The organism is Synechococcus sp. CBW1004 (assembly GCF_015840715.1).
In the GTDB taxonomy this organism is placed as follows: Bacteria; Cyanobacteriota; Cyanobacteriia; order PCC-6307; family Cyanobiaceae; genus Cyanobium.
Window position 1 is genome coordinate 884,917 of the sequence record NZ_CP060397.1, and the last position, 20,047, is coordinate 904,963.

Annotated in this window: 25 protein-coding genes and 1 pseudogene; 10 read left to right on the forward strand and 16 right to left on the reverse strand. The window is 61.0% G+C overall.

The window, feature by feature from the left end; translation table 11 throughout:
- Positions 1–218: 218 nt before the first annotated feature.
- The 12 genes from H8F25_RS04230 to H8F25_RS17555 form a co-directional block, all read right to left on the reverse strand.
- Entirely contained in the window at positions 219–1,748 is a 1,530-nt protein-coding gene (locus tag H8F25_RS04230) for an IS5 family transposase (RefSeq protein WP_231597069.1), read from the reverse strand.
- A gap of 286 nt (positions 1,749–2,034) precedes the next feature.
- Positions 2,035–3,216, reverse strand: a complete 1,182-nt coding sequence (locus tag H8F25_RS04235) for a glycosyltransferase (protein ID WP_197212145.1) — start codon at positions 3,214–3,216, stop codon at positions 2,035–2,037.
- 44 nt (positions 3,217–3,260) lie between these two features.
- Complete coding sequence (locus tag H8F25_RS04240) at positions 3,261–3,818, reverse strand: hypothetical protein (protein WP_197212146.1); 558 nt, start codon at positions 3,816–3,818, stop codon at positions 3,261–3,263.
- On the reverse strand, positions 3,815–5,092 hold the full coding sequence (locus tag H8F25_RS04245) for a glycosyltransferase (protein ID WP_197212147.1): 1,278 nt from the start codon (positions 5,090–5,092) through the stop codon (positions 3,815–3,817). Before H8F25_RS04245 ends, H8F25_RS04240 begins: the two co-directional genes overlap by 4 nt.
- Positions 5,071–6,027, reverse strand: a complete 957-nt coding sequence (locus H8F25_RS04250; protein WP_231597070.1) for an NAD(P)-dependent oxidoreductase — start codon at positions 6,025–6,027, stop codon at positions 5,071–5,073. The genes H8F25_RS04245 and H8F25_RS04250 overlap by 22 nt, the downstream gene beginning before the upstream one ends.
- Complete coding sequence (locus H8F25_RS04255; RefSeq protein WP_197212149.1) at positions 6,024–7,250, reverse strand: F390 synthetase-related protein; 1,227 nt, start codon at positions 7,248–7,250, stop codon at positions 6,024–6,026. The genes H8F25_RS04250 and H8F25_RS04255 overlap by 4 nt, the downstream gene beginning before the upstream one ends.
- Positions 7,243–8,112 (reverse strand): MBL fold metallo-hydrolase, encoded by an 870-nt coding sequence (locus H8F25_RS04260; RefSeq protein WP_197212150.1) that lies wholly within the window; start codon positions 8,110–8,112, stop codon positions 7,243–7,245. Before H8F25_RS04260 ends, H8F25_RS04255 begins: the two co-directional genes overlap by 8 nt.
- A gap of 1 nt (position 8,113) precedes the next feature.
- Positions 8,114–9,103 carry a 3-oxoacyl-[acyl-carrier-protein] synthase III C-terminal domain-containing protein gene (locus H8F25_RS04265; protein ID WP_197212151.1) on the reverse strand — a complete coding sequence of 330 codons (990 nt, stop codon included), beginning with the start codon at positions 9,101–9,103 and terminating at the stop codon, positions 8,114–8,116.
- A 273-nt stretch (positions 9,104–9,376) separates the two neighbouring features.
- On the reverse strand, positions 9,377–9,586 hold the full coding sequence (locus H8F25_RS04270) for a Nif11-like leader peptide family natural product precursor (protein ID WP_197212152.1): 210 nt from the start codon (positions 9,584–9,586) through the stop codon (positions 9,377–9,379).
- Positions 9,587–9,670: 84 nt separating this feature from the next.
- Complete coding sequence (locus tag H8F25_RS04275) at positions 9,671–10,285, reverse strand: hypothetical protein (protein WP_197212153.1); 615 nt, start codon at positions 10,283–10,285, stop codon at positions 9,671–9,673.
- Positions 10,231–10,830, reverse strand: a complete 600-nt coding sequence (locus H8F25_RS04280) for a hypothetical protein (RefSeq protein ID WP_197212154.1) — start codon at positions 10,828–10,830, stop codon at positions 10,231–10,233. Before H8F25_RS04280 ends, H8F25_RS04275 begins: the two co-directional genes overlap by 55 nt.
- A gap of 85 nt (positions 10,831–10,915) precedes the next feature.
- Complete coding sequence (locus H8F25_RS17555; protein WP_231597071.1) at positions 10,916–11,275, reverse strand: hypothetical protein; 360 nt, start codon at positions 11,273–11,275, stop codon at positions 10,916–10,918.
- A 123-nt stretch (positions 11,276–11,398) separates the two neighbouring features.
- Between H8F25_RS17555 and H8F25_RS18090 the strand changes: the two are divergent.
- Positions 11,399–11,539: pseudogene (locus H8F25_RS18090) on the forward strand (IS21 family transposase); the annotation flags it as partial.
- A gap of 159 nt (positions 11,540–11,698) precedes the next feature.
- On the opposite strand, the gene H8F25_RS04290 reads toward H8F25_RS18090, so the two are convergent.
- From H8F25_RS04290 to H8F25_RS04305, 4 genes are all read right to left on the reverse strand, one after another.
- The gene (locus H8F25_RS04290; RefSeq protein ID WP_197212156.1) at positions 11,699–13,147 is read right to left on the reverse strand and encodes a class I SAM-dependent DNA methyltransferase; all 1,449 of its coding nucleotides are present in this window, start codon (positions 13,145–13,147) and stop codon (positions 11,699–11,701) included.
- A gap of 158 nt (positions 13,148–13,305) precedes the next feature.
- Positions 13,306–13,479, reverse strand: coding sequence for a hypothetical protein (locus H8F25_RS04295; RefSeq protein ID WP_197212157.1), 174 nt, complete (start codon positions 13,477–13,479; stop codon positions 13,306–13,308).
- 223 nt (positions 13,480–13,702) lie between these two features.
- Positions 13,703–14,152, reverse strand: coding sequence for a hypothetical protein (locus H8F25_RS04300; protein ID WP_197212158.1), 450 nt, complete (start codon positions 14,150–14,152; stop codon positions 13,703–13,705).
- Complete coding sequence (locus H8F25_RS04305) at positions 14,136–15,383, reverse strand: site-specific integrase (protein WP_231597073.1); 1,248 nt, start codon at positions 15,381–15,383, stop codon at positions 14,136–14,138. The genes H8F25_RS04300 and H8F25_RS04305 overlap by 17 nt, the downstream gene beginning before the upstream one ends.
- Before the next feature lie 492 nt (positions 15,384–15,875).
- Here H8F25_RS04305 and H8F25_RS04310 point away from each other — a divergent pair, with 492 nt between their 5' ends.
- The 9 genes from H8F25_RS04310 (at position 15,876) to H8F25_RS04350 (ending at position 20,041) form a co-directional block, all read left to right on the forward strand.
- Positions 15,876–16,148: a hypothetical protein gene (locus H8F25_RS04310; RefSeq protein WP_197212160.1), complete on the forward strand. Its 273-nt coding sequence runs from the start codon at positions 15,876–15,878 to the stop codon at positions 16,146–16,148.
- 437 nt (positions 16,149–16,585) lie between these two features.
- Complete coding sequence (locus H8F25_RS04315; RefSeq protein ID WP_231597075.1) at positions 16,586–17,107, forward strand: hypothetical protein; 522 nt, start codon at positions 16,586–16,588, stop codon at positions 17,105–17,107.
- A gap of 72 nt (positions 17,108–17,179) precedes the next feature.
- Entirely contained in the window at positions 17,180–17,800 is a 621-nt protein-coding gene (locus H8F25_RS04320; RefSeq protein WP_197212161.1) for a siphovirus Gp157 family protein, read from the forward strand.
- 147 nt (positions 17,801–17,947) lie between these two features.
- Positions 17,948–18,640 (forward strand): RAD52 family DNA repair protein, encoded by a 693-nt coding sequence (locus tag H8F25_RS04325; RefSeq protein ID WP_197212162.1) that lies wholly within the window; start codon positions 17,948–17,950, stop codon positions 18,638–18,640.
- Positions 18,641–18,706: 66 nt separating this feature from the next.
- On the forward strand, positions 18,707–18,967 hold the full coding sequence (locus H8F25_RS04330) for a hypothetical protein (protein WP_197212163.1): 261 nt from the start codon (positions 18,707–18,709) through the stop codon (positions 18,965–18,967).
- Positions 18,968–19,085: 118 nt separating this feature from the next.
- Positions 19,086–19,280: a hypothetical protein gene (locus tag H8F25_RS04335; RefSeq protein ID WP_197212164.1), complete on the forward strand. Its 195-nt coding sequence runs from the start codon at positions 19,086–19,088 to the stop codon at positions 19,278–19,280.
- On the forward strand, positions 19,273–19,683 hold the full coding sequence (locus H8F25_RS04340) for a type II toxin-antitoxin system death-on-curing family toxin (protein WP_197212165.1): 411 nt from the start codon (positions 19,273–19,275) through the stop codon (positions 19,681–19,683). The genes H8F25_RS04335 and H8F25_RS04340 overlap by 8 nt, the downstream gene beginning before the upstream one ends.
- Positions 19,680–19,844 (forward strand): hypothetical protein, encoded by a 165-nt coding sequence (locus tag H8F25_RS04345; RefSeq protein ID WP_197212166.1) that lies wholly within the window; start codon positions 19,680–19,682, stop codon positions 19,842–19,844. The genes H8F25_RS04340 and H8F25_RS04345 overlap by 4 nt, the downstream gene beginning before the upstream one ends.
- Complete coding sequence (locus H8F25_RS04350) at positions 19,841–20,041, forward strand: DUF433 domain-containing protein (RefSeq protein WP_197212167.1); 201 nt, start codon at positions 19,841–19,843, stop codon at positions 20,039–20,041. Before H8F25_RS04345 ends, H8F25_RS04350 begins: the two co-directional genes overlap by 4 nt.
- Positions 20,042–20,047: the final 6 nt, after the last annotated feature.

Here is a 20,047-nt window from a genome sequence, read left to right on the forward strand (position 1 = left end):
TTGGCGAGTTCGCTCCTGAAGCGGCCAATCTCTTCTGAATCATAGCTACATTTAATCGCAATAATAATCTCAGATTTGCCCTGACCTTCTAGGTCAAGGGTAGCAGTCAGCAGGGCGCTCGCAGTTAGCCGAGAGCGCCTAGCTGGGGCTTCCTGAAAAAGTGAGAGGGAGGTCAAGCTGTCAAAGAGCCGAGCCTGAGTGAGGCGGAGACTGGCCGTTCATGTGGGGCTGAGATGAGTGCTCACACACACGAATGGTGACCCCTTGCCTGGTTGATTGCACAGGAGAAGTTGCAGCCAGGACGCAAAAAGAACAAAAAGAAGCTCCAGCAGCTTCTCGAGGTTCATCACCAGAATATTGAGTGCGATGGTTGAACCCTGGGTCACAGCGAGCTTCTCACGTATCAGGCCCAGTCCAAAACGCCTCTTGCCTTGGCCGATCTTGCCTTCAACGGCATTCCTTTGGCGCTGGTCATCGATGAACTGCTGCTTCTCGGCAGCCACCAATTCAGGATCGTTCTTCGGCCGTCCAAGTCGCGGGCCACTCAAACGGATTCCATGGCGCTGGCAGAAAGCACGGTTCGATCTTGTGCGGTAGATCTGGTCAGCACAAATCACCTTCGGATAGTGACCATGGCGACGCCGATAGGAAATCGCTTGACCCTTGAGGTCTTCTCCTTCGTTGTAGGGGTCATAACTCAGGCGATCGAGGAAGGTGAATCCCTCGCCGGTGACAGAGATTGAGATCTTGGCTCCGAACTCAACATTGCAACGAGCTTTCCCGCGGACAATCGGCCTGATATGTGCCTGGCAGAGGCTGACGATGCGATCTGGGATACTTCTGCTGTCTGCGTGATAGAGAATGGTCTGCTGGCGGACCAGCTCGCTGATCACCAGCAACTTCCGGTAGATATGCCGTCCGGCGGCCAGAAGGCAGCCACCACAGGCGATCAGGGCGTCAACGCTTGCCAGATTCCGCTTGAGGTGACCAAGCTGCTGTTTGATCGCTTTGCGGATCTTGCTGATCCTTGGCTTCTTCTTTTTGGCCACTGCAAGAAACTGCCGCCTCGCCTTTTTGCGGTGTGTACGCGGCTTGTGGCCAAAGCGTTCCCTGACGTGGGGATGCATCGCATCAATCAGGATCTCAGTCATCTCCCTGGCTTCATTGAGCAGGGATAGATCGGTGGGATGACGGATATCCACCGGCGCACAGGTGGCATCGATCAAGAGTGAACCCTGATTCGGCTGCTTCTGCGAGGATGGCTTTGGTTGGTCGGGAGGACTGGTCGATCCGCCACTGCTGTCGTCATCCGCTGGGCCCTGGGGATCTGATGAGCGAATCATTTTCAGGCCGCGGCGCACAATCCGTTCATTGCAGTCATTCACAATCGCTTCTGGCAAGCGCTTGCGGAAATACACCATCATCGATGGATCAAACGGCGCCGAAGACTGGAACGCTTCCAAGCCAATGAAAAACTGGAGATAGGGGTTTTCCTTGATCTGCTCCACCAGTTCTTCATCCGTGAGCCCGAGACGGGCCTTGATGATCAAGGCACCCAGTGCCATGCGAAAGGGTTTTGCCGGTGCTCCAAAGCCCTTACAGAATTGCGCCGCGTAGTCGTCCTCCAGTTCATCCCACGGAATGAGCTCAGCCAGCTTGATCCACCGATTATCACCGGAGAGTTTGCCGCCAAACGGCAGGAAGAAGTTTTCGAACGAGAGCTGATAACGATGCTCACGCCGATACATGTGGAAACCTCCGGACCGCTTTTGGGCTCAGATCGGCCCGTTCACGCACATTTTACCGTCAGAAACTGCCGAGATCCATTGCACTGCAGTGGATCTGCCCTTATTCAGGAAGCCCCAAGCAGGTGATGGCACTGCCGGCGTGCATTCGGGACTGTAATTGTCAGGTGGGCACCTCGAAAAATGGGCATTGCCGCGACGATCGGCCAAGGTCGACGCAGGCCAGGATATGAGTCTCAGTCGGTGCTGCCAGGGAAAACTGGTATTTTTCGAGGTGCCCAGGTGCCAATCACAGCATCTTGGTGATTGTCTCCACAGCATTGTAGACAGATACGACGCGGCTCATCGCCGCGCACCTGGCCTTGAGCGCTTCATCATGAAGGGCGCGGAGGATCGCAGTCTCCAGATCGTGAAGCTTTGGCGCCGCAATAGCCACGCCTGCCGCCACCAGCCTGGCAGCGTTGTCAAACTGGTCGAAATCCAGCGGATGGACCACCGCTGGGATGCCGTGTTTCAAACAGTGGTTCATCACACCAGAACCCGCATGATGCACGACGAGGTCGTAGCGCGGCAGATAGTCCAAGTAGGACACAAAGGCATACTCGTGAAAGTTGCCCTCCTGCCGCGCGAAAGCTGCCACCGAGTTGCCGTGTGTGAAATGAAACACGATCCCCGGATGAAGCACTGCCATGCTGCGGATCGCATTTCTCATCCCGTCCTTTGCATGCATCAGATGCGTTCCGATGCTGATGAGAACACAAGGCCTGCCATCGTCGCGAAAAGCCGGCAGGGGGCCTTTATATGGTGGTATGTAAAGAACTGGACCCACGAACTGGACAGCTTTCGGCCAGGTGCAGTCAAACTCAATCTCCTTCGCACCGAGGGCGAGGATGCAGTGCGGTGAATAAACCGCCTCACTGCCATCGGAACGATAGATGCCGCAAAAGCCGATCCTTTGGAAAACACGCCAGAATAGTAACCAAATAATGTGCTTAAACCCCTTCGTCGTCCACCGCATTGCGACATGCATCAACCGCTGCAATGCCGTTCGGGCAGGTCTCTGCCCGTTGAAATATGCAGGTGGTCCATTAGGAGTTTCGATCACGCTGGGTGATGCCGTCACCGTCCACCAAGGAATGCCATGACGAATCGCCGTGAATCCGGCGACAGGTACGACAAAGTCTGCAATGACAAGATCCGGTTTCTCTTCCCGATAGATCCTCTCAAGCTCCTCCTGAAGCCTCCCCATCAGCCCCACATTTTCGGTCAACTGACCATAGAGCCGCAGCGGATTATTTTTCACTGCATGACCGGGTTCACTGATCCCTATCACAACATGCTCGTGCGCCGCCATGATCTCACGGGCCCGCAAATTGGCTTTTTCTGCGGCCTTCACACCCTTTGGTGTGCTTAGAACGAGCACATCTGCCACGCTGGCAATTCCCTTCCCTATGCCCAACAGCGGATTCAAGTGTCCGCTAAATGGCGGGCCGATTAGTAGGATTTTTTTCCTCCTCATGGCAGCACAACGCTTCGGTAGAATGCCTCAAATAATCGTAGTGTCTCCACCTTCTCCAGGTAGTCCATGTGTGCGCAATCAATGCGTGCATCCACCTCACGGTGAAACGTTTGTGAAATGAGATCCAAGTCTCCTTGCACCAGAAAGTATGACGCAACATCCGGCTGACGCCTTGAAACCGGACCATACGCAAATACATGTAGCCTCCTCCGCGTCTCTACCGGTAGCTTGAGGTTGTTAAGCAACTCCAAACCACAACTTCCTGCCAGAAGAATGACCGCGTCTATTCCTTCAAGTCTTACCACTACCTCGGTGCGGTGCTTTGCGCGAAAAGTCGCAGTCTGCGAGCAGAGATATTGGCTGACGTTGTTGATACTTGCAGAAAGGAGTTGTAATCGCTCGGGGAACGGAAAGGTCTCCTTCCATGGAAAATTGTAGCGCAACCAGTTGGCCTGCGGTACGATGCTGAGGCGCTGAAATGCCCTCTGCTGCTGTGATAGACCAGTGCATCCCCGCACACTATGTCCGGTGATGAAGCCAACGATATGATTCATACCGCCGAGAAGTCATTCGTGTCACGCACCCAATAGCGCCGCATCCGCCAACTAATCGTCCGGCTAAAGAGAGCATGGCTGAGGTGCAACGGTTGGATGAGTTCGGAGAACAGAGACATTAGAGGTTGGTGCCGGCTCACGCAAAAAAACATTCTCTGGATTGACGCTAGGGACGATCTGCGAAGCAACATCACTATGAGCAGTAGGCAAGAGGTGGGTTCCCCCCTGATCCACATCAAGGTCAACAACGCCAGTGACGAAAGCAGCACAGTAATCAATGGCGAACGCAAGCTGCTAACCAAGATGAAATAGAAGCAAAGGATGATCAACAGGATCTGCCAGCTAACCACAGCCAAAAGCAAGAAGCTAAAACCAAGCAACATTGGTGGCAGCCCATGTAGCACAAAGATGAGTAACTGAACAGGAATGCTTTGCCCTTTCAGTAATAACAGCGTGAAAACATTCCAACGATGCATCATTTGAAAGTAATGCTTCATATCTCGCACTCCCGTCTGCACATATAGCGGTGCTTGTGACTGGTTGATGCTGCCTCCAAGCTTCAAAACGAGAGTAGCAAGCGCAAAATCGTCAGTTAGCTCATGCAGGATGGGATGGAAGTGCTGAATCCGATCCAGTTCCTCTCTCCGCATCACGTAACCCATACCATTTAATGTGAAAGGAGACAGCAAACGCGATGTGCCGAGGTATGTGAAGATGGAGTTATTGTTCACGAACTGCCCCAGCAGACATGAGGCGAGATTTTGGCCATTCTGATAACACGGCAACCCTGTTGCGACGGTCGACGTCCTTGCGGCTTCAACGAGCGCTGAGGCGCTAGCGGCAGACAAGCTCGTGTCATCATCAATTACCGCAAAAAAAGGTGTCTGAACGAGACGAGAAGCGATCTGGAGCTTCCATAACTTTGGGTTTGTCGCGTCTGGGCAGGGCGGACAAAGTACAACTCTGATTTGTGGCCGCTTCTGCTTGCCAGCAATGCGCAGTGCCTCCGCATCATCTTCATCGATAAGCCAGAGGAAGTTCTGTCCGGGCAAATTGTCGAGATTTGCCTCTAGACGCGACTCCAGCAGCGGATCACCACTCAAAATCGCCTGATTGATGGTGAGCGTTCCCTCTGGTAACGACTCCAAGGGCAAGGGCGGCTTCGAATTGGCATAAGACAATGCCAGCCATCGACGCCAAATAAGAGAGACAGTATAAAGAAGCAGGATAATAAGTAGAGACATGGTCATGATTAGAGTTGATGCTTTTGCCATTCCACAAATCGCCTGACACCCTCCTCAAGGCTCACGCTTGGAGGCCCAAGCACACGAAGGCATTGACTAGCATCAAAGGTCTTGGTGCTGCTTAGCACCTCGACCCCGAAACGCGTGATCGGCGGCTCCCGCCAGGGCATCAACAGACCAAAGATCTTCTCCAGCAGCCACGCCACACGCATGGCCTTTGCCCTAGGAATGGCCCTTGTGACAGCGGGCAGATCGAGGCGTGCAAACACATCAGCAATGAAGGACTGTATCTCCACTGGCTGATGATTGGTAAGGTTAAAGTCCCCTGTCACTGCCGGATTCAGCGCGGCAGCCAGCATGTAGTCACACAGTGTATCGATGTAGATCAAATCACCGACGGCAGGTGGACCAGGCCGAGTGATCGAAATCATGCGCCCCTGCTGCGCGGCCCTGAGCAACCGTGGAAAAAGCACGGTGTCCCGCGGACCGAACACTGCGCGGGGCCTCAGCACACAGCAATCACCGGAATAGGCGCACGCGACCCGCTCGCCTTCGAATTTCGTTTGCGCATACGCATTCACAAACGTCGGGCCAATTGGCGAGTACTCCGTGAGCCCGAACTGGTCGCCCTTTCGATAGAACACAGAGCTGGAAGAAATGTAGATCAGCTTGCGCACCCTTTGCATTTCGCAAAACTCGACCACATGTTTCGTGGCTAGTACGTTCTGCTGCCGATACTGTTTTAAACTCCCCCAGGGTGACGAACGTGCAGCCGCATGGATCACCACATCCGGCGACCAGTCAAGCCGCAGCGGCTTCGTCAGGTCCATACGGATGTAGTCAGGCAAATCCATCGGGCGACGTCCTAGGCCGCGAATTTCCACATCCTCACGTTTCTCATGCTGCATGCAGAAGGAACTTCCGACAAAGCCAGATGCACCGGTGATGAGGATTCTTGTTTTCATACTGGCTTCGTGATGCAGCAAATACGTTTCTCTTTCTCTGACAGTGGCTGAGCACTCCAGGGCTGAAAATCAAACGTGGGTCGTTCTAGTCGTAAACTATCGATGAGCGACTCAAGTGACGACTGCACAGCATTACTATTCCCATTAAGCAGTTGGACTTGCCAGCGCTGACCGTGCTGCTCAATGCGGTAACGCTCTACTGGATGCGTGTAGAGCACTTGCCGCAGCACATCGGGAAATACCGGTGAGAGGGCGCCGCTGGCATCCTGCAACCACAAAACCTCCTCGGCGCGGCCTTCAATTTGCTTCAGCGTCATCGTCTTACGTCCGCACGGACACGGCGTAGGGTCGAGCCGTAAAATGTCATCTAGTCTATGACGCACGAACCACTGTGTCTCTCGCGAGAAATCTGTAATGAGCGGATGAAAGCGCTCGTGCTCGTCATCCAGCCACTGGGGCTCGATATCCAACGATTCTTCGTTCAAATGTATACGACCCTTTGAGCATGTGCAGCCGAGAAATCCCTCCGCAGCTTGGTAAATCTGTCCAACGGCTACGCCGAAGGCCTCTTCAATCGCCGCACTGTCCTTCTCATCCAGTACTTCCGCTACGGAGATGACCTGCTTAGGCCGTACGCGTGCGCTCCGAGCCAGTTCGGCCAATACTGTCGCCGGAGCAACCAGCACATGGGGCCGATAGTTGTTGAGCCGGCCAACCAGTTCATTGATGGGCTGAGTGAGATCAAAGTACTCAAGCTCCACTCGGAAGCTTGAAAGTGTGCCATATAAATTGCTGTTAGCACGCAGAAAAAATGCGATGCGTAACGGCTTGGCGAAGACGTTGCAGATTTGTAACAATGAGCTCGTGTTTAACATCCGCGCCAGCATCTGCCCCGCCCAGCGGCAGCGGTCCGCGCGCCCAACCAGAAAAACCAGCCGTGCACCCGAAGTGCCAGATGACAATCCCACCGTGACGCCGCCCGGAAGTTCGGGCTTGAAATTACGCTCACACTCCGCCCTCAGTGCCACCGCCGTGGCCTGCTCTAGGGTGATCCCATGGCGGTTCAGCGATGAGAAATGCTCGAGATAGGAACTTTTCGTCATCACGTCTGCAAAATGCGGTGCTTTGGCTAGAAAACGCCGCAACCGTTTCTCTCGATTCCGCGGCGCACGCAACCAGCGTGTGCTGATGAAGTGCCAAAGTATAAGGAAACGTTCAACCACGCTGGATCCTCCGGCTGCCCCCATATTGACGCCAAGTCGTGGTGCAGTGTGACGGAATGACCAGCGGCGCATGTGGTGAAAGATACAGGGCACGCAGTTTTGCGAAGGTGGCGTCGTAGGCCTCGCCATCATCAAAAACTAGATATGCCAGCGGTGAGGGCTTCTTGCCGCGAATCAGACCTTCGATTTTCCAGCAGGAATCCCCAATGAGGAAAATCGGCTTATCCGCATAAAAAGCCAGGCCGAGCTGGGAAGCCGTATGCCCCGGCAGATCAACTCCGAGCAAACTGCCATCGTGCAGCAAATCGTGCATCGCTTCAAAGGGTTTCCACGCGTCTGGCAGAGGTATGAGTGGCATCATCTCGGCATATTGGAGGCGCTTTTCCATATCTTGCGGCAGCAACTCGCGCATGTAAGCTCGACGCAGGCGTCCTAGGCGGTTTTTTTGCTTACACAGCGTATGTTCGGAGCGGGTGGCGATGAAACTTGCCTTCGGAAAGTCACGTAGCCCCGCCACGTGATCTGCATGGAAGTGCGAAATGATGATCGTCTCAATATCTGAGGCGCGGATGCCGCGCGATTCAAGTTGTGCGAGCAGTTCCTCCTCTGGCGGTGGCAGCGTCACCGGAGTGATCATGCGATAGAGACACTCTGGAAAGCGTTTCGTGGCTTCGTGGAAGTGCCGCGAGTAGCCTGTGTCGTAAAGCATTAGCCCGCGCTGTGGATGCTCGATGAGCCCGACCAGCGCGGGAAAATCGATTGCACGCCGACCACCACTCCTGAGTGCCATGCACTCTGGGTGTTGGCAATGGCCGACCTTTAACAGATCAAACTTTACGCGGATGGCAAACGGTTTGTTCATCTCAGTAGGTGAAAACAATACCGCCGATGGAGACCCCCGCGCCCGTGCCGAGCAACAGCGCTTTTTGCCCCCGCTGCAAACCATACAAGTGAATCCCAAAATGCAGCGCCGTGGGTAGTGACGCTCCAACTTGGTTGCCAAACTCCCCGAACACATCGACCATGCGCCCGTCATCAAAGCCGAGTAACTTCGCAACATGATCCAGTGCCTGACGGCTCGCTTGATGCGGGATCATCAGCGCCAAGTCCGAGCTCTTCACACCGGCCTCTGCCAGCAGGGTCTCGACGAATCCAGGCAGCTCCCGCGCTGCCAGCGCATAGAGCTGCCGGCCTCGCATTTCAAACAATGCTTCAGAGTGCTCCGGACAGCCGCGCCGGTGATAACGCGACCCACCGGAGCGAATCTGGCAAAACTCCACACCCTCTGGCAGCGTTACGCTGCGCACAGCATGAATGCGGGACGTGCCGTCCCCACGGCGCAGCACCACCGCCGCCGCACCATCACCAAAGATTCCGTTCTCACGAAGATTTGTGTAAGTCGTCGTGAAGGTCGAGATATCTGCCGAAACGATCACCACGTTCGCATAGCGCCCTGTCGAGATGGCGTTGCTCATGAGGTCTAGCGCCTGCAAAAAGGACAAGCAGCTTGCCCCCACGTCTAGTGTCGACACACGGTGCGTGAATTCCTTCAACTCAGCGAGAACCATTGCCGCGTTGTAAGGCAGGGCTTGATCCATCGTGGCCGAGGCGCAGACGAGGCAGTCAAGTTCGCTCCAGCCCATGCCCGCATCCGCCAAGGCCGAACCAACAGCCTGCGCTGCGAGCTGCGCGGCCGTTTCAAGCACAGCCGTATGTCGCTTTGCGACTCCTGTAACACGCAATACCTCTCCCGTGGGCAAGCCCAGCTCCGCATCCAGTTCAGCTGCTGTCAGCACTCTCTCGGGTAGGGCAACTCCTGTTCCGGCGATGCGAACTAGGTATTCAGAATTCATGCCGCCGATGCAACGCGCCCCGCTGCTGTGTCCAAATCGCAAAACCAGCCATTGTCAGCTTAGCTGTGCTTTCTCACCAAGTCATTCAGCGTTCAGCAGCCGCTGGAGGGACGGTTGAGGGGATGGGGGCGGCCACCGAGGGCCATGTGGCACCTGTGGCCGTTATAGAGCCCGAGATAGCGAGGAACCAGCGCTTTCGCTCCTCGGAGGTTTGAAACGGCATGGCGTAAGCCCACTCGCCCATGGGGGTCTTGCTGAACCGGTGCCTGGTTCTCAGCGCGCTTGCGCGTTAGCTGAGAGAGCGTCCTGATTCCGTTGATGCTCAACCCAGGCGTTCTGCAGGTCGGTGCGGGTGACCCGGTAGCCCAGGTGGCGGGCAGCCTGCAGTAGCTGCTGACGACTGCGGCAGCGGCGCAGGGTGTCGCGCAGTTCGGCACTGGCTTCCGCGTCGCTGACCAATCGCTCCAGTTCCGACCAGCTCATGCCCGTGCCTCGGTTGGCTGCACGTTGCCGCGGGTAGGGGCAGTGCACCACGTTCCGCCGGGCACATTCAGGCAAGCGCCGGAGTCACAGACGCCGTGGCCAAAGCAGCCCTGAGCTGGGCCTGGTGTTCACGTCGGGCTCATCGGCGCCACTGCCGCCACTACCGGAACCGCTGAGCAGCGGCCCCTGCTGCGGGTGCTGGCGGGCGCCTGCTGCGCTCATTGGCGGGTAGTTACGGATGAAATCCGGCGTCGCGGTCACCATCTGCAGACCCCAATGGGACAGGCTCTGGGGCGGGAGGCCGGTGATGAAGTGGAGCTCGTTGCACTCCCGCCACTGGGTCAGGGCGGTTGCTGATGTCCAGGGGCTGGCCTGGCTGTGGCTGGTACCGCTGGGTAGCCACAGCCAGACGTCGTAGGCGAGGGAACGCTGGCCCAGCTGCAGCATCACCCCATCGGGTCTGGTCACCTTGCCGAAATGGGTGCTGGCGCCGCGGATGGTGGTGGAGCCGATGAACAGCGGGGCCGGCAGCTGGATGAGAGGCGGCGGGGTGTCGAGCAGGCCCTGGGGCTCGAGGATGAAGTCGTAGTGGCCGAGGCTGATGCCGCTGCGCAGTTGGTGGCCGTTGCTGTGCAGGCTCGCGTTCAGGGCAGAAGGCAGTCCCCCAAAGCGGTTGCCGGAATAGCCGTGCAGCAACACCGTCTCGTAGGGCTGCCGGCTGGTCCTGGGGAAGACGGTGATTGAGCACCCCATCCCGATGTGCCCGGGCTCTTGTAGAGGGCATGGCAGCAATCGCGGTGCAGCTCGTCGCTGCCGCCGCTGGTCTTGAGAGCCCAGCAGAAGAATTCCCGGCCCGGTGTGGTGTCCTGCGCGATCAGCAGGATCGTGCCGATGGCGGTCGCGCCGGAGAGGGTGCTGTCGACGTAGGCGAGGCCCGTCGACCAGCCGGTGGAGTTGTTGTAGGAGCCGTAGCCGCCGTTGCTTGTGGTGTCTGAGAAGGTGCTGGCCTTGGCACTCCCGAAGATCGCACTGCTGCTCGATTGGCTCTCCCCTTGGGCGGTGGTGCTTTCGGTGAGGAACCAGAGGTGGCCGGGTTCCACGGGATGGCCCAGCTGCCAGGTGTAGCCCCAGCGGTTGGCGGTGGCATCGGCATGGGAGCGGATCACCGAGAGGGGCGTGCTGGCATTGCCGGGCAGGGCGTTGACGGCGGCTGCAAAGGCGCGGAAGGCCTCGTCGAGCTGCATGCCAATCCCTGCCGGATCCCTGCCGGATCCTTGCTGGTCCACTTCCAGGTCCCAGGGGCAAAGGACTGGCAGAACACCTGATAGGTCATGGGGTTGTGCCTCCCTGGAGGGCAGGTGCGTCCTTGGTGAGCAGCAGCAGGCCGTGGCCGCCGATCGCAAACCACTCGCTGCCATCGGGCGCCTTGAAGTAGCTCATCGCCGCACTGCTGAGATTCACCACCGCGAAATCAGGCGGAAGAAGCAGGGGTTCCCAGAACTGGGCCGGTTCGTTGGCGACCTCGTAGTAGCTCCAGTCGGTGGTGGCGATCACCAGCTCGGCGGGCCGGCTGATCCGCACCACCGTGAGCAGCCCATCGCGCAGCAGGCCGCGGGAGCCGGACGGCTGGCCGGAGCGCACGTTCCAGCTCACCACTGGCTCGAGACCCTGGAGGAGGGCTTCCGCCACTGGGGCGGGGTGCCGCAGGAGGTGCTGGTGGACAACGCCCGTGCGCTGGTGAGCCAGCACGATCCGGAGCGGCAGATCCTGGTCTTTGCCGAGCGGCTGGAGGAGTTCTCCAGCTACTGGGGGTTCAAACCTCGCGCCTGCCGGCCGTATCGGGCGCGGACGAAAGGCAAGGACGAGCGCGGGGTGGCGTACGTCAAGAGGAATGCGATCGCCGGGCGGGAGTTCAGCAGCTGGGCGGAGTTGGAGGCACACCTGGCGCGCTGGACCCGCGAGGTGGCGTGTCCGCCGACAATGAAGTTGGCCGATCACGAAAACCATGAGCAAACACCGAACCAGCCGCCGGCCAAGCCAAGGCGGAACGACTCCGAGAACAGCCGCCCCCCAGGTGTCAGGGGTGGCTCAGTTTTCGATGTCGGAAGTGGCTCAGTTTTCAGTGTCGCTTGACACCTTGTAGCGGTTGAGGCTGAGGTCGTAGCCCTGGGCGCTGATCTCCTCCTTGGGCACGCAGAAGCTCTGAGCGGTGCGCGCTCGCCCCCGTTCTGAGTCCTTGCGATGGCGCCAGCGGTCGAGGCAGTCGGGCAGGTTGTTCTTCTCGTGCTCGTTTTCGCCAAGGGCTTCCTTGGGTGTCGGGCCGAGTTTCTCAAGCGGCAGCAAGGGGTTGCGCTTGTCGTCGAGGCTCCAGCCGTCGGCGGTCATGTCGTAGAACCACACCTGATCGGTGCCGCCCCGGCCGGTCTTGGTGAAGAGCAAGATCGCTGTGCTCACACCGGCATAGGGGCGGAACACACCGCTCGGCAGCGACACCACGCCTTCGAGGAAATGGTCTTCCACCAGGGTGCGGCGCAGTTCCTTATGGGCCTTGCTTGAGCCGAACAGCACGCCATCAGGCACGATCACCGCCGCTCTGCCGCCGGGCCTGAGCAGCTGCAGAAACAACGCCATGAACAGCAGCTCGGTCTTCTTCGTCTTCACCACCCGCTGCAGCCGGGCGCTGGTGCTCTCGTAGTCGAGTGAGCCGGCGAACGGCGGGTTGGCTAGGATCAGGGTGTATTTGTTCTCCTCGCTGGCGCTGTCTTCGGAGAGCGAATCGCGGTAGCTGACATCGGGGTTCTCCACCCCATGCAGCAGCATGTTCATCGCGCCGATGCGCAGCATCGTGTTGTCGAAATCGAAACCATGGAAGAGGCCATGGTTGAAGTGCTCGCGCAGATCCGGATCGCTGAGCACCTCCGGGTGGTGTTCACGCAGGTATTCGCCCACCGCCACCGGGAAACCGCAGGTGCCGCAGGCGGGATCCACCATCACATCGCGCGGCGTGGGCTCGGTCATCGCCACCATCAGTTCGATGATGTGGCGCGGCGTGCGGAACTGGCCGTTGGTGCCGGCGGTGGCCAGCTTGCCGAGCATGTACTCGTAGATGTCGCCCTTGGTGTCGCGGTCCTCCATCGGCACCGCATCGAGCAGCTCCACCACCTTGGTGAGCAGCGCCGGCGTTGGGATCGTGAAGCGGGCATCACGCATGTGGGTGGCGTAGGCCGACTCCTCACCACCCAGCTCCCGCAGGAAGGGGAACACCCGCTCGCCCACTACCTGGAACATCGAGGATGGATCACCCAGCTCCTTGAAGCGGCTCCAGCGCAGCTCGCTCCAGGGCCGCCCTTGGGGATCAGCTCCTTCCGGGAAGATGTGGCGCCGCATCGGCTGGCCCGAGCGCTGGCTGCGGCGCTCCTCCAGGGTTTCCAGCTCATCGAGCCGGCGGATGAACAGCAGGTAGGTGAGCTGCTCCAGCACCTCCAGCGGGTTGGCGATGCCGCCGCTCCAGAAGGCATCCCAGATCCGGTCGATCTGGTTGCGCAGCTCGCCGGTGAGCACCGAGGCCGCCGTGGTTCCGGGGGCGATGGCGGCCTGGGGGCCGGTGCGCCGGCACCGTTGCCGCTGCGGCGGGTGCGCTGGCCAGTGCCTGCCGCGGCAGCACGCGGTGGGGGTGCCACGCCTGGCGCCTTCAAACCGCCTCCGGGGCCGCGAGCCTTTTAGGCGTCGCCCATCGCCACCACCCGGTTCTTCACCTCCTCCAACACGTCATCGCTCAGGGGCTCCCCTGCCTCCTGCTCCAGGGCCTTGCGGATCTGGTCGTTGCTGATCCGGCTGCCGTCCTCCGGGATCAGGGCGATCAGGTCGTTGACGAGGTCGGCGAGGACGGGCATCAGGTCGGGGAAGTGGATGCTGGACTCAGGGAAGCAGAGCCGGGGACTGGGTCGGTGCCTGGCCTCAATGGGGTTCACGATGCCTGGTTGGGCACCAATCCGACTCAGTTGTCATGCGAAGGACGGTCCGTCCGCTGGTTGGTGGCCATGGCCCGCCTCAGCTCCGCCCCAGTTTGCCGCCAGTTACAGCGTGCTGTCTCCATTCGGAGTGGAACCTGCATCCTCAGGAGGGCGAATCTATGCACGCGCTGCATAGTTTTCCGTTTGCTCCCTTTCTGGCCTGCGCAGGAGGCTTGCCCTGACAGCCTCCCCCCTCCTGTGCACCGTCTGTTTGAGCTGGTATCCACTCCTCCTGGGCCTTCTCCACCCGCTGCCGCAGGATCCTGATCAGATGCCTGGCGGTGGCGCTGCTCAACAGCCGCCCTTCCGGCAACAGCAGCCAGAGCGTCTCCCGCAGCGATGGCTGTCCGGGGTGGGGGATCAGCTGCTGGGCCTCGAGCCAACCTGGCGTCACCAGAGCAGGGCAGATCGGCATCGACAGCTCGCGATCGCGCATGCGCTTCAGCCAGGCGGACACCTCCTGGCAGCTGGCCGGTTGCTGTTCGAGCTGAAAGCCATGCCAGGCGAGCGTTTCATGCAGCAACGGGGTGGCCCCCTTACGAGGCAGCAGCACCCTCTGCGGGATCGACTCCTCGAGAGAGGCCGTTGCATGGCAGACCAGCTGCATCGGCAGTTCCCCGAGCAGCACCGCCTGAATCCCTGACCAGTTGGGCCGTTGTTTGGCCTTCACGGTCCGTGGATGGCACCAGGTTGCGCCGATGGGCCCGCAGGCTGTAGCTGTGCCGGAAGGAGTACGGCACCAGCCGCTCGCCGCGGGATTCCACTTCATCCCGCAGGCTGCGCCAGGCCGGCTGGCGCTTGAGGTAGGTACCCAGGCCGTCGGCAGCGCCGTTTCCAGACTGAAGCGGCGGGAGGTGAATCAGCCTCGCCTGCCACCGCGCCAGCAGATTCCACGACACGAGGGCTCCTTCGTCCTGCAGCGGCAAGGGGTAGACCCTGCGAGGCTCTGTGATTCCGCCCCCGCTGCGCTTGCGGTAGTTGCACCACCAGTGGGGCTCGCCTGTGCTGCGGTCCATGCGAACACTGAGATGCAGCAGCTCCACTGGCCGCAGCCCGAGCTCCGCCATCAGCCGGATCGCATCGCGCCAACGCAGGCCTGCGGCATCGTCGGGCAGGGAGGCGATCAACCGCAGGATTTCGGCATCGCTGATGGGGTCGCCACCGCCCTTCCCCTCACTACCTGCGGGTTTGCGGCCCACGTGGTGGGACAGGTCGGAAGGCGGGAGCCAATGGGCGGGGAACTGCTCACGCTCGACGCAATGCCGCAGAAATTGGCTCAGGGACTGGCAGCGGATCTGTCGCATGCGCGATCCAGGGGCCCAGTCAGCCACACAGCGGTCAATCAGGTCCAAGGGCCGCCCAGGCGGGCGGCTGCCGCTGAGCAGACTCACCGCCATCTCCAGCACAGGTCGGTAGCCCTTGTCCCAGGTGGCTTCCGAGATGGTGTTGCCGTGCTGGAGTTTCTGCTTCCGGAAGCGCTCAGCTGCGCCCTGCCAGTCACGAATCACCTGTGGAGCCTTGCCGTCAGCCTGGTCAGCAGCAGCGCGAAGATCCAGGCCCTGATCCATCAGTTTATAGATGCTACGGACACGAATATAGGCATCACCAACGTCGTTATTGCTCCACTCAAAAGGTAGAACGACGGACTGTTCTGCCTGCCCTGGAAGTCTCACCTTGAGACGTATTCGCCCCCGAGATTCGACCGCGTTCCAACCGCTGGCGAGGTTGCGGACCTGCTCCCTGAAGGTCTTCTCCCAGTGCTGGAGGTTGACGACTTTCGGCATGGGCGTGCCCAAAACGTGCCCAAAACTAGCCGTTCCAGGCCGGACAGGGCAAGACAGCGCCTCCCAGAACCCTTGGTATGACTAGAAACGCCAGATGGGGCCTGGTGCCGGCTTTCGCTTTGGGAGCACTAGGTCGCAGGTTCGAATCCTGTCGCCCCGATTGAATTCTCGAGGATTGGCCCAAGGGCTTGCAAGAGAATCTGCAAGAGAACCCCCTCCTCACCAGCCTCTCCAGGTCCCGCCTGTCGCGTACAAGAGGTTCACCGGCCAGCCTCCAGTGGCATTGCCAAGGACGAAGCCCGTCCGTTCAGCTTCGTTCTCTTGCATCTCTTGCACCGTTCGGCTTGAGGCTGTCAGGTGCGGGGCAAGACTGAGACTCATGGCATCCCGTCTGATCGTCTCCGACAATCGTGACGACCCGGGCAATCCGTTGGTGCTTGACGGCGACGCCATTGACGCTGCAGCCAGAGATCCGCTGGCGATCGGCAAGTGATGGTCGACCAAGTGTGGGCAGAAGGAACTGATCCAACTGGCGGCGGTCTGTATTACGAGCGCAGCAGCAACCGGCATCGGCGGCTGCAGGCCTTCGAGACGGGGCACGAGGACTTCATGACCGGCGGTTGGGTACGAGTGCTGGCCACCGCGGAGCAGGTGCAGCGTGAGCGCCCCGGCATGGAGCAGGCAGCCAGGGCGGGCCTGGTGAAGATCCACGGCATCCACCGGGGCGTGCTGCTGGTGGAGTTCCTGGACGTTCCCTGGGGCTGAGCAGCCACCGCAGGGCTCTGGTCGTCGTCGGCCGTCCTTCAGCGTGCCACGGCTGAGCCGTGGCGTGCATCGGCCAGCCGCCGCCGCCCTCCGCGCTGGGGCCGGTGTGGTGGGTGGTAGCGGGCTTGGCCGCGCTCCCGCGGCTGCGGTGGCGTGGCGGCCCGTCCCTTGCGGTGCGCGGGGTGCTGGCTCAGGTGGCCTCGCGCGGCTGCGCGGCCGGTGTTGGTTTGGTGGCTCATTCAGTGCCCCTTCTTTGCATCGAGATTCCTCGGCTTCCAGTGGCATCGGCCCGTTGAGTTCCATTGCCCTGCAGCGGCTCTGCCGGCCCCGTACTGCGCTTGTACTGGTAGAATAAAGGTTGCGCCAAAGGCCACGAGCCCATCGCCGGCGGCAACGAAATCCTCAGACAACTTGCCCCGTTCGTTTGCTCTGTAGCCATGATCTTGTCTTCTGCTGCAGTGGCCCCGGCCGCTGCATTGGCCCTCCCTGGCCTGCTGCCTCGTCCTGTTCAGGTCCATCGCTCGGTGGTGATCGTCGCTGGGGGCGGCCGTGATCTGGCCTGGCCCGTTGAGCGCATCGCCTCCGCTCTGCTCCAGCGCAGCGGTGTCCGTGCCGTTCATCTCCTTCTGCATGGCGGTGCCCGTGGTGCCGATCAGGCCATCGGTCGGGCTGCCCATCAGCTCGGCTGGCGCGTCCAGTCCCTCGCTGCTGAGTGGCGTCGCTTTGGCCGCTGCGCCGGGCCCATCCGCAATCGGCAGCTGCTTGAGCAGGCGCTCATCGAGGCCCAGGCCCACACCTCCCCTTCGTTCTCTGCCTCGGTGCTGGTGATCGCCTTCCCCGGTGGGTCCGGCACCGCCTCGCTGGTGCAGCAGGCCCGCCGCTGCTCCTCCCGGTCCCCGGTGCCGTTCGCGGTGATGGAGGTCTCTGCGCCCTTCTCCCCCGAGCCCCTCGCCGCCTGAGCGGCGCCCTCCTGGCTTCCCATGCCGGCCCGGTGTTGTGGGTCGGCCCTGTTCCTTCTGCTCTCCATTTCCATGGCTGTCCTCTCTGCTTCCTCCTCCGCCCTTATCCCAGTCCCGCCCGCTGCCGTCGGCCCGGCCTGCTCCCTGCAGCGTTCCGGTTCCCTGTGGCAGCTGGGCATCGAGGCCCAGGAGCTCACCACCGCCATCGGTCTGCTCGCCGAGCAGCTGGAGGCCGATGACGACGACACCCGATCCCAGGGCCTCGCCGAGCTGGAGGCCGCCTTGCTGGCCGAGGAAGGCAATAAGGCGGCCCTGGCCGCCAAGGCCGATGCCACCTGCTGGGTGATCGAGCACCTGCGAGGTCAGGCCGCCTATCGCCAGCAGCAGGCCAAGCGGCTCACTGAGCTGTCCCGGTCCGATGCCAGCCGCGCCGATGCCCTGGAGGAATCTCTGGTCCTGGTCCTCACCCGCCTGCAGCCAGCGGCCACCCGTTTCTCGTTCCCCAATCACGAGCTCACCTCCCGCAAGTCCCAGGCCGTCGAAATCGACGACGAAGACGCCCTCCCCTCTGAGTGGCTGAGCTTCGCCACCACCAGCAAGCCCGACAAAGCCGCCATCAAAGAAGCCCTCAAAGCCGGCCGGCAGATCACCGGCGCCCAGCTCGTCTCCCGCCGCTCCTGGCGCATCCACTGAGGGGGGCAGAGCCCCCTTTGTGATGGGCGGCTGCAATTGCGGGGCCAGGCGCTGCAGCAGACCTCAGGCCACCAGATCCCAGGCCCCGGCATCGGCAGCAGGCCGTCGGGGCCGTCCCTCGATGCCACTTCTCACCCACACCACGCCATGACCGTCACCACCCCCACCCGCAATGGCCGCAGCGCCCCCAGCCGGCCGCCGACAGCCCTGGAGCTGATCCGCCGGGCTGACGCCACGCCGGAGCCCTTGCCCGCAGAGGCAACGCCCTCACCGCAACACTCACAAGGCTTCTCCCCCGAGCAGGTGGCTGCGCTGGCTGCCCCCCTCGATCGGGCCAATGTCCGCCAGCGGGAGCAGGGCCGCGGGAAGGTCAACTACCTCGAAGGTTGGCAGCTCATCGCCGAGGCCAACCGCATCTTTGGCTTTGACGGTTGGCAGCGGCAGACCATCGCGGTCCGCTGCGTCGCTCAGGCCGAACGGCTGATCGGGCGGGACCAGAAGCCCGGTTGGGGTGTCACCTACACAGCCCGGGTCCGGGTCACCGTCAATGCAGGCGGGCTCCCCTCCCTGATCCGCGAGGGCACCGGGGCTGGCCACGGCATCGACACCGATCTGGGCCAGGCCCATGAATCGGCCATCAAGGAGGCCGAGACCGATGCCATGAAGCGGGCGCTGATGACCTTTGGGAACCCGTTTGGCCTCGCCCTTTACGACAAACAGCAGCGGGAGGTCACTGGGGCCAGCGGGGCACCAACCTCCTCAGTGCGCCCTGCCGCTCGGCCGGCGGCAGCACAGTCGCCCAACGGCAGGCCGCAGCCCACCCAGGGCCCGCCCCCATAGGCGAGCGCTCAGCCCAGAGCTGCCTCACCAGCGGCCCAGGCTTCTGCAGCCTCCGAACCAGCTCAGGTGCCCCTGCCGGCCGACACCATCCAGCAGCTGCACAGCACCCTGCGCAGCCTGCCCCGGCCACTGCTCGACTCCCTCACCCACGGTTTTCGGCGGCGCTTCCAGGTGCCGGAGAGCGCCGTCACCATTGCCGATCGGATCACCCTCCAGTGCCATCACGACTGGATTGAGGCGTTTCTGGTGTCGCACTGGGAGGTGCGCTCTCCAGATCAGCACCGGGAGGTGCGCTCTGGAGATCAGCACCAGAGCAGCAGCGGCTGAACCTCCACGGATTGGTGACGGGATGAGACCGGCGCCGGCCTGAGCGATCAAGCTGGCCTTGTTCGGGTCTTCTCCGGTTTGGAGCTGAACCACTGGCGATATCCGTCAGACTGAAGGGATGGAGAAGACAGACCGCAACATCCAGCCAACCTCGCCATCCCGTGGCGCTGTTGCCCTTGAGCCACCAGGGAGCGCACCTCCCCTGGTGAACGATCCGGTGCAGCCGCTGACGGGCAGGGCCGGAGCCCTTGCCGCGGTTGAGCGTCTGTATCAGGAGCATGGCGATGAGCTGAAGCAGCTTGCCGATGCCTGAGCCGCAGTGGCTCGATCGCGACCTGGTCGATGCGCTTCATGACCAATCGCTGCGCCTGCACGGCGGGCTTGCCGGAGTCCGTGACGTCCATGTTCTGGAAGCAGCGATTGCCTCACCACGCAACCTCTGGGCCTACGACGGGGAAGAGAATCTTTTCCGCCTGGCTGCCCATCTGCTGGTGAGCCTGGCCAAGGCGCATGCCTATAGCGATGGCAATAAACGGATCGCCATCATCTCAGCCGTGGCCTTTCTGGGCGGCAACGGCATTGAGCTCTCGATCGGCGCCGGTGAGCTGGTGCCGCAGACGATTCGGGCAGCACGCTGCCGGGAGCAGGATCGAGGCGTAGAGGAGGAGGCCATCGCGCTCTGGCTCGAGCTTTCCAGTCGCATGAGCTCCTCATGAACGAGAACCACGCCGCATTCGATCAGCGCTTTGAAGCCGGGCAATCCGTCATCGAGGCGATTGACCTCTCCGCCGCAAGGCGTCCGTACCTTGAACCGAAGCCGGATCAAGAGGATCTCCGCTCACACAGTCAGCAAAAAGCGACATCCGAGGGCCCATGACGTTGTCCCGTATCCGTCACGATCCGGCTGTGATGGGCGGCAGGCCCTGCATCCGTGGCCTGCGCATCACGGTCGCCACGATCCTGAACCTCATGGCCAGTGGTGCCACACCGGAGCGCATCCTGCAGGCGTACCCCCAGCTGGAGGAGGCTGACATCGACGAGGCCCTGGCCTACGCAGCCTGTCAGTTGCCATAAAGCCCT